General features: G+C 33.1%; 15 protein-coding genes and 1 tRNA gene. 7 read left to right on the plus strand and 9 right to left on the minus strand.

Annotated features, from left to right (window positions below; translation table 11 throughout):
• Nucleotides 1-7: 7 nt before the first annotated feature.
• Both LEM02_RS03955 and LEM02_RS03960 read left to right on the plus strand, forming a co-directional pair.
• Complete coding sequence (locus tag LEM02_RS03955) at nt 8-454, plus strand: HesB/IscA family protein (protein ID WP_226079894.1); 447 nt, start codon at nt 8-10, stop codon at nt 452-454.
• 27 nt (nt 455-481) lie between these two features.
• Complete coding sequence (locus LEM02_RS03960) at nt 482-1,156, plus strand: ABC transporter ATP-binding protein (protein WP_226079895.1); 675 nt, start codon at nt 482-484, stop codon at nt 1,154-1,156.
• A gap of 246 nt (nt 1,157-1,402) precedes the next feature.
• On the opposite strand, the gene LEM02_RS03965 is transcribed toward LEM02_RS03960, so the two are convergent.
• Complete coding sequence (locus tag LEM02_RS03965; RefSeq protein ID WP_226079896.1) at nt 1,403-2,101, minus strand: alpha/beta hydrolase; 699 nt, start codon at nt 2,099-2,101, stop codon at nt 1,403-1,405.
• 135 nt (nt 2,102-2,236) lie between these two features.
• On the opposite strand from LEM02_RS03965, the gene LEM02_RS03970 reads away from it, so the two are divergent.
• The 3 genes from LEM02_RS03970 to LEM02_RS03980 all read left to right on the plus strand — a co-directional run bounded on the left by LEM02_RS03970 (nt 2,237) and on the right by LEM02_RS03980 (nt 4,884).
• Nucleotides 2,237-3,424 (plus strand): cysteine desulfurase family protein, encoded by a 1,188-nt coding sequence (locus LEM02_RS03970; RefSeq protein ID WP_226079897.1) that lies wholly within the window; start codon nt 2,237-2,239, stop codon nt 3,422-3,424.
• Between the two features lie 200 nt (nt 3,425-3,624).
• On the plus strand, nt 3,625-4,347 hold the full coding sequence (locus LEM02_RS03975; protein ID WP_015588059.1) for a Bax inhibitor-1/YccA family protein: 723 nt from the start codon (nt 3,625-3,627) through the stop codon (nt 4,345-4,347).
• Nucleotides 4,348-4,884 carry a cytochrome c oxidase assembly protein gene (locus LEM02_RS03980; RefSeq protein ID WP_226079898.1) on the plus strand — a complete coding sequence of 179 codons (537 nt, stop codon included), beginning with the start codon at nt 4,348-4,350 and terminating at the stop codon, nt 4,882-4,884.
• Between the two features lie 37 nt (nt 4,885-4,921).
• Here the strand turns inward: LEM02_RS03980 and LEM02_RS03985 are convergent, their stop codons facing one another.
• Nucleotides 4,922-5,074, minus strand: coding sequence for a hypothetical protein (locus LEM02_RS03985; protein ID WP_226079900.1), 153 nt, complete (start codon nt 5,072-5,074; stop codon nt 4,922-4,924).
• A 334-nt stretch (nt 5,075-5,408) separates the two neighbouring features.
• On the minus strand, nt 5,409-5,621 hold the full coding sequence (locus LEM02_RS03990) for a hypothetical protein (RefSeq protein ID WP_226079903.1): 213 nt from the start codon (nt 5,619-5,621) through the stop codon (nt 5,409-5,411).
• Nucleotides 5,622-5,739: 118 nt separating this feature from the next.
• Between LEM02_RS03990 and LEM02_RS03995 the strand changes: the two genes are divergently transcribed.
• Together LEM02_RS03995 and LEM02_RS04000 are read left to right on the plus strand one after the other, a co-directional pair.
• Nucleotides 5,740-6,717 carry a quinone oxidoreductase family protein gene (locus tag LEM02_RS03995; protein WP_226079905.1) on the plus strand — a complete coding sequence of 326 codons (978 nt, stop codon included), beginning with the start codon at nt 5,740-5,742 and terminating at the stop codon, nt 6,715-6,717.
• A gap of 617 nt (nt 6,718-7,334) precedes the next feature.
• Nucleotides 7,335-7,844 carry a hypothetical protein gene (locus LEM02_RS04000; protein WP_226079907.1) on the plus strand — a complete coding sequence of 170 codons (510 nt, stop codon included), beginning with the start codon at nt 7,335-7,337 and terminating at the stop codon, nt 7,842-7,844.
• Here the strand turns inward: LEM02_RS04000 and dapA are convergent.
• The 6 genes from dapA to LEM02_RS04030 form a co-directional block, all read right to left on the minus strand.
• Complete coding sequence (gene dapA, locus LEM02_RS04005; RefSeq protein ID WP_226079909.1) at nt 7,831-8,751, minus strand: 4-hydroxy-tetrahydrodipicolinate synthase; 921 nt, start codon at nt 8,749-8,751, stop codon at nt 7,831-7,833. The genes LEM02_RS04000 and dapA overlap by 14 nt on opposite strands.
• Before the next feature lie 9 nt (nt 8,752-8,760).
• On the minus strand, nt 8,761-9,222 hold the full coding sequence (gene ssb / locus LEM02_RS04010) for a single-stranded DNA-binding protein (RefSeq protein WP_226079911.1): 462 nt from the start codon (nt 9,220-9,222) through the stop codon (nt 8,761-8,763).
• Nucleotides 9,223-9,290: 68 nt separating this feature from the next.
• A tRNA-Arg gene (locus LEM02_RS04015) sits at nt 9,291-9,364 on the minus strand.
• A gap of 12 nt (nt 9,365-9,376) precedes the next feature.
• Nucleotides 9,377-10,165, minus strand: coding sequence for a hypothetical protein (locus LEM02_RS04020; RefSeq protein ID WP_226079913.1), 789 nt, complete (start codon nt 10,163-10,165; stop codon nt 9,377-9,379).
• Nucleotides 10,162-10,770 (minus strand): hypothetical protein, encoded by a 609-nt coding sequence (locus LEM02_RS04025; RefSeq protein ID WP_226079915.1) that lies wholly within the window; start codon nt 10,768-10,770, stop codon nt 10,162-10,164. The genes LEM02_RS04020 and LEM02_RS04025 overlap by 4 nt, the downstream gene beginning before the upstream one ends.
• A gap of 4 nt (nt 10,771-10,774) precedes the next feature.
• Nucleotides 10,775-12,214 carry a hypothetical protein gene (locus tag LEM02_RS04030; protein ID WP_226080033.1) on the minus strand — a complete coding sequence of 480 codons (1,440 nt, stop codon included), beginning with the start codon at nt 12,212-12,214 and terminating at the stop codon, nt 10,775-10,777.
• Between the last annotated feature and the right edge of the window lies 1 nt (nt 12,215).

Consider the following 12,215-nt stretch of genomic DNA (forward strand, 5'->3'; position numbering starts at 1 on the left):
GGTTGTTATGTCAACAGATTACAATATTAGCTTAACTGACAATGCATTAAGGAAAATCCACTCCCTTGTAGAACAGGAAGGAGATGAGAGTTCTATTTTGCGGGTTGCAGTTTCAGGTGGTGGATGCTCTGGCTTCAAGTATAATTTTCTTATGGATCAAATAAATAAAAAGATGTCTTTGGATGACGATTTTGACGATGATGAAGACGACGATTTTGACGATGACGAAGATAGCGAGGGTTATAGAAGCCACTCCAGTTTTAGTGAAAAAGGTAAAGATATAGTAATTAATGATGAAAATGGAAATCCTGTATTAATGGTTGATAATTGTTCAGCGAAATTTTTAAATAATTCAACTATAGATTATACTGAAGATCTAAGTGGTTCTGGTTTTCAAATCAAGAATGCTCTCTCTAAGTCTCGATGTGGGTGTGGTAATAGTTTCTCGGTCTAATTCTCCCTCCTGGATCTTTATTATAATATGGGTGGTGGTGTAACACTAGAGCTAGCTTCTGTAAGTAAGAGCTTCAAAAAAAGCCCTGCTATTGTAGAAGATATCAATCTGAGTCTTACAAGAGGACAAGTAGTTGCGTTGATTGGTAATTCGGGATCAGGAAAAACAACTATACTACAAATTGCAGGCCTATTGGATAAGCCAACTTTAGGTGTAGTGACAGTAGATGGAGTAAATTGTACTCAAGCCAGCAATAAATATAAAACTTATGTAAGAAGAAATTTTCTTAGTTTTGTTTATCAATTTCACTATTTATTACAAGAGTTATCGGTGTTGGAAAACGTTATGCTTCCTCAGCTTATTGCAAGAATAAGCAAAGCTGAAGCAAAAAAAAAATCGCAAGCAATATTGGAAAAATTTGGTCTGGAAAATAAAGCAAGTAGTATGGTATCTGAAATTTCTGGTGGAGAAAGGCAGCGGGTCGCAATTGCAAGAAGCATTGTAAACTCTCCAAAGCTTTTACTTGCAGATGAGCCAACAGGAAATTTAGACCCAACAAATTCTTTGAATGTATTTTTGCTGTTACATTCGTATGTAAAGGAAAATAATAGCTCTATGCTTATAGTAACACACAATTATCTTCTTGCAGAAAAAGCAGATCACATTTTCCAGTTAAGTAATGGATCATTAGTGAAGCTGTGAATGGAAGAAATAGTACAATACAAAACTACTTACACCTTATACTTATTTAACCAATGATCATTAACAGAGTATAATTCACATGAAATGTTTTCATTGCTTTTTATACATGGACTCTTTAACTTACGCTGTTTACTTAGGAAACACCCTGACAACATAAACATAGCCAAAACAAGGAGTAATAACTGCCTAAACATAACAAGACTTTTTTTATTCATATTAATACGCTCATTTTTCTCGTTTGTAAAGTTAGGCATATTCTTTTACCCTTATCTCTTTTTTTACTTTTTTGGAGGAAGTGACTGCACTGTTTAAGCGTAGTTTTATATAATTATCTATAATTTGAGCTACTTCCTCTTCTTTATCCCTTAAAAAGTGGTTAGTATCGTCTACTATGTGGTATTCCATGTGGTCACTTTTTACCGAATTTATTAACCTTTGTGCTAATTCTGTTACATCGCTTTCTTCTGAAATTGTATCATTACTGCTTTGTATTATAAGCCCAGGAATTGGACAAGGAGAGAGAAAAGAGAAATCGTACTTAGTTGCTGGAAGAGAAAGGGCGACAAAACTTACTATCTCTGGACGGCGCATTGTTAATTGCATAGCTACCCATGCTCCAAAAGAAAAACCGACTATCCAAATCGGAACATTGTTAGAGTTATGCTCCTGAAGCCAATCAATAGCTACTGCAGCATCAGTTAATTCTCCTATACCCTTATCAAAAGTTCCTGTAGATTTTCCGACGCCACGAAAATTAATTGTCAATGCAGAAAAGTTATTATCGATAAAAGATTCATATATACTGTGTATAATCTTACTATCCATACTACCACCATATTGAGGGTGGTGATGTAAAATTAGTACAACCGGCGCATTAGTATCTTTGCTCTGATGGTACCTGCCTTCTATCTTTTTCGTTGTATTATTTAAAAAGACTTCTACCATGATTACTCCTAATAAAAACCTGTTTTAACAGGGATTGATGATGTGAATTATTTATTAATTATGTATTAATTTCGCTGTTTTTGCAATAAATTTTTTATCGTGTTAAAGTTAACGTACATAATTGGTTAATGGTAAGTGACAAATAAGCCTATCAGTTTATTCTCTCTGGAAAATAGTGGTTGCGTGTATGCCGATTATAATGCAACTGCTCCAATGAGTGAAAATGTAAAAAAAAGTATACTTGAGGTTTTGTCAAAACAAACACTAAATCCATCATCGCTGCATAAAAGAGGGCAAGAAGCGAGGAAGATTCTTAAAGATGCAAGAGATAACGTACGTGATGCTCTTAGCGTTCCAGATGGTAAAGAAATAGTTTTTACATCTGGTGCAAGTGAAGCAAACAATCTCATCATGAGAGGAATGAAAGGCTATCTACATGTAATTTCAGCTATAGAGCATCCTTCAATTCTTAATTCTGCATGTAATCCACGTATAATATCCGTTAATCAAGAGGGTATTATTGACTTTTTAGAGCTAGAGAAAATTCTAAGCGAACTTGAGGGGAATAAAGTAATAATTTCAGTGATGATGGCCAACAACGAAACTGGAGTTATCCAATCTGTTAAAGAAATAGCTAAAATGGCACATAAATTCGGTGCAATCTGTCACACTGACGCTGCTCAAAGTATTGGGAAAATCAAAGTCAATATGAAAGACTTAGAAGTGGATTTACTTACTCTATCTGCCCACAAATTTGGTGGTATAGCAGGCAGCGGAGTTTTAATATTTGACAAAAAGCTTGTAATAGAACCCATTATAATAGGTGGTGGGCAAGAAAAAGGATTACGTGGTGGCACAGAAAATATTGTTGCAATTGCAGGTCTTTCTGCTGCATTGCAAAACATTCCAGATCTTCTATCAAAAATGAATGAAGTAGAGAAGCTGCGTGATCAATTGGAGTGTGAATTATTAAGTCTTGTCAATGATATCAAGATTTTTGGCAGAAATTCTGAAAGATTGCCAAATACAAGTTTTATTTATATGCCGAGGGTAAAGAATGATCTGCAGCTCATGCATTTTGACTTAAATAATATTGCAGTCAGCAATGGTTCTGCATGCTCTTCTGGAAAAGTTGGACCTTCTCATGTTTTGCTTGCAATGGGAGCAACAAAAGAGCAAGCAGAGTGTTCAATTAGAATCAGTATAGGTCCAGAGATTAAACCGCGAGACATAGAAAAAATAGTGGATTGTTGGTATAGTGTCTATAAGAAGAATGCTTTAGTAAATGCAAAAACTACTTTCACCATTCCCCTTAAATCATGATAGAGGGGATGGTGAAGGTAGTTTCTATTGCCAGAGGTTGTTATAATAGTTACATGTTGCTGAAAACCGATTTGCTTATAGTTATGGAAGAAATTCTCTAATTGCATACCACACCATTCAATTGTAGTATGTCATTTTATACTTGATAAAAACGCTGTATTGTATTATAATATACCATCAAGAGATAATAAGGAGTTACTATGTCTTATATGAAAAACGAACAGGATATTCGCTCTCAGGGCGTTTATTATAGTGCTGGACTCAGGAGTTACCTAACTAAAGTATACAATTATATGGCTTTAGCTTTAGGTGTTACAGGGCTTGTTGCGTTTTTAACAGTGTTTTCTGGTCTTTTCCAGGTGATTTATTCCAATCCTGTTCTATCGCTTGTGGTGATGCTATCTCCAGTTGCATTGGTGTTTTATATGTCTTTTAGGCTTCAACACCTAAGTGCTCAGTCAACACTTACTGTATTTTTTCTATTCTCAGTTTTAATGGGAATTTCTTTATCTCATATCTTTATAATTTATACTGCAGAAAATATAGCGAGAGCATTTTTCATTACATCGATCATGTTTGGTTCTATGGCTTTATATGGTAATACTACAAAAAAAGATCTGACCAGTATGGGTTCTTTTTTGATTATGGGAATCTGGGGATTAATCATTGCATCTATAGTTAATCTGTTCCTTGGGAGTAGTCCACTCTATTTTGCAATATCATTTGTGTCAGTAATAGTGTTTACTTTAATGACCGCATACGATGCTCAGAGAATCAAAGATGTTTATTATAGGTATAATGATGGCTCAGAGGTTGCAACTACTAAGCTGGCAGTACTTGGTGCAACTAATCTTTACTTTGACTTCATCAATATATTCCTCAATTTACTCAGGTTACTTAATTTATTCAACAATAAGGATTAGATGATTTCCTTTTTAAGGGGAAATAATGAAAATTCTATAGTTTTTTTCCTAGTATCTTTAGTGGTATTGATGCTGTGTCTTGCATATGCTTCAGTGCCATTGTATAGTATCTTTTGCAAAGCTACTGGATATGGTGGCACAACGAGAAAAGCAACTAATACGACAATAAATGTAACTGACCAAAAAATCAGGGTTTACTTCAATGCTGATGTAATGTCCGGTCTGCCTTGGGAATTTAAATCAGAAACTAACTACATTGATACGAATATAGGGCAACAAAGTTTAGTATTTTATTATGCAAAAAATTTATCTGATCAGCCTTCTTTTGGAATGGCAGTGTATAATGTCACACCTTTTAAAGCAGGTAAATATTTCAATAAAGTTGCATGCTTCTGCTTTGAAGAACAAATTTTGCAGCCAAAACAAAAAGCAGCTATGCCAGTATCCTTTTACATAGACCCTGAAATAATTCGTGACAATAGTACAAAAGATTTAAGTGAAATAACGCTATCGTATACGTTTTTTAAGCTTAAATAACAAACCTTTTTCTATAAATAGTAGTTATGCAACAGATCTATTGAATTGAGCAGCGGCTCTTATTTACTTTTTGTACACTGACTACTTGTGTTTCAGTGCTTGGTGTAATCAATTCCCATTCTTCACTATTTGCTTTACAAGCATTCCAGTACTCAGTTAACTCTTTATTACTTTTTATAGAGTCTGGCATTTTACTGTGAGTTTTTTTTCTAATGTATGCTCAATTAGAATCTTACAGCAATCTTCACAGTTAATTGACTTATCTGTACTATATAATTTAGTAACGCAATCTAAAGCGGTATTTCCACCATAGTTTTCATTTGGGCTATCACTTACCCCCCGCTTCTATGAGAGCCTTTAACACGTCTGGAGAACGAATCAAAGCGCAGGCATGTAAATATCCTTTTTCGCTTTGCACGTTAGCCCCTGCTTTTATTAAAACTTGCGCTAGATTTGTTAAGTGTATGGTTTATAATTAATGGCAATAGAAAAAAGACTATCTATTGGAAAGCCATCATAATCTTTCAAGTCAAATTGGTGATTAATATCAAATCCTTTTTTTCCCAAGAAGTATATAAATATTTACAATAATCTCTTTTTTTATCTGATTTTTGTATTCTATATTCTAACCTTTCTTTTATTTTTTTTATTACATTGTTAACATCCAAATCATTATCTTCATCCACTTTGCACAACACATTGAATAAAACACCATAAGGACAGATTTCTCTGTTCATGATAATTTGCGCCTCAAAACTATTAACATACGCTCATGTAGTGTATAAACTCTAAATAACATTTTGCAAAATATTAATTGCTAGATAACATAATTAAAGTTTTTGTCTTACATTTATCATGGTTAGAGCTATACAAATTAAAAAAACTGGGGGGCCAGAAGTATTAGAATTTGTAGATAAGAGCATAGGTGAGCCAAAAGATGAGGAAGTCTTAATACGTCATACAACTATCGGCTTAAATCGTTATGATTTAGAACATAGAAAAGGTATGCGCAAAATTAAAGATCTGCCATCAGTACTTGGAGTGGAGGCAGTAGGAGTTGTTGAAAAGCTTGGTAAAAAAATTAGTGATGGACTTAAGGTTGAAGATAGAGTTGGATATTGCACAGCTCCTCCAGGGGCATATTGTGAAAAGCGCATTGTACACCAGAAATATTTGATAAAAATTCCGAATGATATACCTGATGAAGTTGCTGCTGCAGTATTGTTTAAAGGTATGACAGCTCACTATTTAGTTAATCAATCTTATAAAATCAGGCCTGGTGCTTTTGTACTAGTTCATGGAGCTAATGGTGGTTTGGGGCAAATAATATGCCAATGGGCAAAGGATAAAAAAGGTATAGTGATAGGTTCTATAAGCTCTGACGAAAAAATGAAGATAGCTTCACAAAGTGGCTGCACATACGCAATCAACTATAACGATAAAGACTTCGTTTCTAAAATTATGGAGATTACGAAAAATAGAGGAGTAGGTGCAGTGTATGACCCTATAGGTTACGCTACAAGCAAGCTCTCTTTTGAATCTTTAGGTAAGTTTGGCATGTATGTTTCCTATGGGCAGATATCAGGTAATGCTCCTCTTAGTTTTTCTTTACTTAGTTCACGTTCGTTATTTGCAACTGGAACTTCGATATATCACTATAAGTATGATAGATTTACATTAGTGCTTACTGCAATGGAAATATTCGAGATGATAAGAAAAAAACTTTTAACCATACGGATTAATAAAAAATATAAATTTGATGAAATAATAGAGGCTCATTGTGACATGGAAAATAGAAAAGTAAGTGGGCTAAATATTATCAAGGTTTCTTAAATAAATTAGTAACCTAAAATAATTATTAATTAAGTCATATCAACAAGAATTTCACATGGTTAATTTTCTTTTTGGGAGAGTTAAAAGCATGCAGCTGTAGCTAAACTGACTGAGATTTTTACCGGACTAGGTTGAAAAACTTGTCATTCTGCTACTCGTTAGTGGCGTGGTAATGCAATGTTTTATCTATAGATATTATGTTCACAGTAGTTTCAAAAGAAGCTGAGTAAATAAGTTATATTTCAAATTAGATTTGGTATCATATCTAACATTATAAGTATTATCACTTCAATAGTATATGGAGCTGTTATTTTTCTTTTAAATGAATGATTTTTTCTGTTTTACAATAGTTTTAAAGTTGAGGTTATAGTACTTAGAAAGTTTACATTGCTTTATGAATTGTCTCTGTTGTTCTGATATATCCAGTAATTATAAGTTCTCTTTTAATGGCATTTTGTTCTCATATTTTATATACCATTACACTCTGGGACCATACATATAAGGCTAAAGTGTGCTGAAAGTCAATTAGAAACTCCAAAAAGAATAACATAGAAGTATTGACTATAATGTGTTAATATGTTAGCCTTTATATAAGTTTTAATTAAAGAGATAAAGTTATGAGTGGTTTCCAAGACCAAGAATTTAAATCAAATCTGATATGTGCAATGGCAATAGCAGGGATATGCTGTGGAATAGCGGGGGGGATAGTAGCAGGCTTAGGAGCTATTGATGGAATTGTTACAAATTATGCTATAAGCTCTATTTCTGGTTTGTTACCTCTTGTTGCAGGTGGAATGGTTGGTGCTGGGTTTCTATTATCATCGTTATGTGCAATAGGTTTAATAGCAAAACTCTCAACTTCGGGCTTTAAGGACTCTTCAAAAGAAATAGTGCAAGCAATTGCGTATACTGGTGTTAGATTTGGGATAGGAGCAGGATTGGTTGCTCTTGGCTTTACATCACCAGCAGCTATAGGTGCTATAGGTGCTGTGGTAGGTTATATTGCTTATATTCCTTTTAAATTGTTGATCGATAAAGCAATGCCTGATACCTCTATGAAAATTGATGGTATTGATGCAGGATACTGGTTTCCTGAAATATTTGGCAATCCTCTCACCCGAGGATAATTTCATTTACTTGCCTCAATTTTTCAACGGAAGGCAAGTCTTCTGTGCTGAGTGGTAGACGAACAGTTTTGTGTTCTATAAGCCCAATGTCATGCAAGAGTGCTTTAGTAGGTATTGGATTGCTGGCAGTAAATAGAGTTTTGCAAGCTTGTTGCCAGATATCTGTTGAACTTTTTACGTCATTTTCTGTCATTTGAGTAGTTGCTTTCCTTCTGGATTCCAGCGTCACGCGCTGGAATGACAGTAGACACTGCTTAACATATTTATGTGCTACGCGTGGCCAAAGATTGGCAGCAACAGAAACCAGACCAGCCGCACCCTTAGCAGCCATATCAAATATCATATTATCATCTCCGCAAAAGACCTCAATATTTGGTGCAACTTTCTTATACTGAGTTAAAGTATTAACGGTGCCACTTGAATCTTTGATAGCCCAAAATTTTTCGTGGCTGGATAAGTTGCGTACAGTTTCAGCGTGAAGACACACTCCTGCTCTTGATGGAATATTGTAAAGCATGGCTGGCACATGTGCTTTTTCAAGCAGCTTTTCAAACCATAAAGTTTGCCCCGTGATTCCAGGCTTTGCATAAATGGGAGTTGTCATTAGATAGCCATGAATAGGCATACCCTTGCAAAAATCAAGCCATTCAAGAGTCTGATATAGATTCACTCCTGGTACACCAATTATAATTTTCGTATTTAATTTTAGCTCACATACAAATTCAACTAATGTGCGCTTTTCAGAATCAGTAAGTGATAAACTTTCACCGGTGCTACCGAGCAACACTACACCATTTTTAGCTTGAGCCTGCATTGCAAGCAAGCACTGCAAACTTTGGTAATCTATGCTATCTCCATTAGAATTAAAAGGAGTAACACAAGCAGTCCATAAAAATATAGATTTCAATTGAAGTTATTAAAATGGTATTTCATCATCGATTAGTTCGTCTTTTGTATCGTTGTCAAAACTTCCGTATTTATCTTTTTGTTCACTTGGCTTGTAATCAGAGTTTGACATACTGTTTCGTGAATCTAAAAGGGTAAGGGCACTATTAAAGTTATATAGCACCACCTCTGTCGTATACCTTTCACTACCATTTTGGTCAGTCCATTTTCTAGTTCTCAGAGAACCTTCAATGTAAACTTTACTACCTTTGCGCGCAAAATCCTTAACAATTTTTACTAATCCTTCACTAAAAATTACAATATTATGCCATTCTGTCTTTTCAGAGCGCGTACCAGAAAATTTGTCAGTCCAACTTTCAGATGTGGCTATCGAAAAACTTGCCATCTCTTTTCCATTTTGTGTAGTCCTAATTTCAGGATCTTTTCCTAAATTACCAACTAATATGACTTTATTTATAGTACCACTGGACATAATTATGCTCTAAAATCAATCTCTTTATTATCTTCTGTGAAAGTATTATTGTCAAATTTAATTAAAAACGCGCTTGGAGGGATTCGAACCCACGACCTTTGCCTCCGGAGGGCAACGCTCTATCCAACTGAGCTACAAGCGCAGATGTATTAGATTATTTAATAGATAAACTATCTAAATCAAATTTTTGTTCTGGATAAAGCGTAAACATAATACCTCCATGTCCAAAATGTACATTTTTAGAATTGCTTATCCGTTCTTTTTTTATCTTTTGGTTTACAGCCCATGAAAAAGTTACATAATTTTCAGTTACTGAGTGCACTTTTAAATCCTTAGTATTTATAAACAACTTTCCATTTACCCATATTTTCCATGTATCGGGGGAAAAGTATAAAATTGAATCTAAACTGACTACTTTACAATTGAAATTTTCTTCCTCTGTAACTCCTGAAGACTGTAAGTTAAACTTTTCCATCTCACTAACTATTCTATTAACCTGCTCTTCATCAAAAAAAATGCTTTTTATGCTACCATATTGCGATAAAGTACTCTCTGCTGCCTCTTTTATTATATTGTCTCGATCTATATAATAATTGTTGATAAAAAAACACTCCTTCGCACGCAAATTTGCTATATCAATGAAGTCATTTATTTCTTGATTTCCAACTTTTAAAATACTTTTTAAGTACTTCTTTTCTATAATCATTCCATCATTAGAATGATGACAGACCATTTCATCATTGCCTTGTCTTTCTATATATACACATAAATTTTCACTATTTAACCCTAATATTTTATGCTCAATAAAATCTTCATTACTAATATGCTGTTGGCAAGAATATTTTTTACAAATCCCTATATTTTCTACAAGATCTTCGCAATTGCAATATGCACTAACATTAAAAAATAGCAGCGTAAAAATAAAAAACAACTTTATATTCATCTACTTAATATGGTATACCAATCAAAAACTATACTAGCTCTCACTGTCTCTATCATATTACCACTTAAAATCTGGTTTATAACTTCAGCATCTATATTTCTCTGCTTATTCAAGGTAAGAGATCTGATCATAACATAACCAGGAAGATTTGGAATAGACTGTAGAAATAAAAAAATATGCTTATCGCTAATTGAGCTTAAACTTAGAACCACTTCACTTCTTATTACTTTTGTATGTTTACTTTTATTGTGGAGTTCAGCTTCTTCAGGTATAGAAATTGATATTTCAGGTTCTAACATGTAGTGTTTTTTATATAGCTTGTTAAGCTCAAAATTTAAATTTGCAATGTATCTACTACTATGTAAATTTGAAGAAGAAATTCTTTTCCATAAATCTAGATTTTTATTTAGAATAACTTCCTTTTTTTGAATTTCAGCAATCTGTAAGTTAATAGAACGTATTTCCTCAATTGCAGTTTGATTTTTATTATAAATCTTCTCGTTATAGATAACAAAATACGTTGATAACCCTATTAATACAATAGATAACGATAAGTAAGATATAAACTGAATTGCGGCTTTTCTTTTTAATTGAGAGATAGTCATCAAATTACATTGCCTCTCCTATTTCAATATCAATAGATAGATTTTTCTCTTTAGTAGTAGGTAAGCTAGAAATACTAACATCATGAGTACGAAAATTATCGTTTAAGTTTTCCTGTAGTTTTCTGTATAGATAAGAAGTGTTTTTATTAGATTGAAAATTAAACCTTAAAGTTGTGGTAATATAACTTTTTGCCTCATTATAATTCCACTCAAGTGATTGAAGCTCTACATCTGGTACTTTTAACTTTTCTACATACTTAACTTGTGTAAGAGGAGAGTACTCTATTTTTGATAAAATATTATTGATATTAATAAAATCGTAAACTTCATCTATCTTTTTTACATTATAGCTTTGGCTAAGTTTTATTAATTTGTTATTTAAAGCGCTCCACTTTGCAGATAAATTATCAGCAATATTGAAATTCGAATACAAATTTCGCAAACAAAAGGCGTTAATTACAACTAAAACCAAGACAAGGTATAGAAAAATCTGAGGAGAGTTTAAATAAAGATAATTGAATAGATAAAATTCTTTAGTTTCTTTTGTGTTAAAAATATTTATTGGCTTATTCTTAAAGCTATGGAACAAAATTGTAGTATCACAAAAGCTATCTTTTTCGCATATAGCTAATTCTGCTCCCAATAGTTTACCTAGCTCATATGGAGTCAATATGTTCACACTATTCTCTGAAAAATTTATAACTGATAAACTAGATTTAATAGCTTCTGATACTATGATGCAAAAGTCGATAGGGTCATTTTTTTCAAATCCAAACTTAGTTAAAGATTGAATTGTATTTTTCACTTCCTGATATATTTCACCAGCAATGATTCCTGGTAAATTATCATTAGTAAATGGTATTAAACGTGTAAATATCATTTTGTTCTCTTTAAGAACCACTTGTCTATAGCCACCTGTTTTAGTTGCAGCAACTATGATTTTCCAGTTACTAGGATCTTTGTGTAGAATCTTTTTTGCTATACTGACTAGTTCTATAGGAAACATTAATATTCCTTTAAAGTTAGAGCCTATTTCAACAAACACGTCCAACCAATATTCTATTAAATGATTTGCTTTTGATGAAACAAATAGGTACCACCAGTTTTGATTAAATTTATTCGGCTTTTCGACCAAGAGAATAGAATTTATATCATTATTATGAGCAAAATGCTCTACTTTTGTTTTTGCTGATAGATAAGCACTAATCCTATTTACTTTTGGGATAGACTGTAGCAAATAGTTCTGATCAGCGTGATTGAGAACCAGATATAAGGGTGCTTTTTTATCTGATGAGAGACATGAAATTAAGTCAGAAACAGCTTTATTATTTTTATCCTTAGCAAAATATCTTTTATTTAAAGTATCATTTTTAAAATATAGTAACATTGTGCCTTCTTTCCCTATAGAAAGCATAAACTTACTTTTGGGTTTTGACCCAAACATA

Source organism: Wolbachia endosymbiont of Tribolium confusum (assembly GCF_020405475.1).
Taxonomy (GTDB): domain Bacteria; phylum Pseudomonadota; class Alphaproteobacteria; order Rickettsiales; family Anaplasmataceae; genus Wolbachia.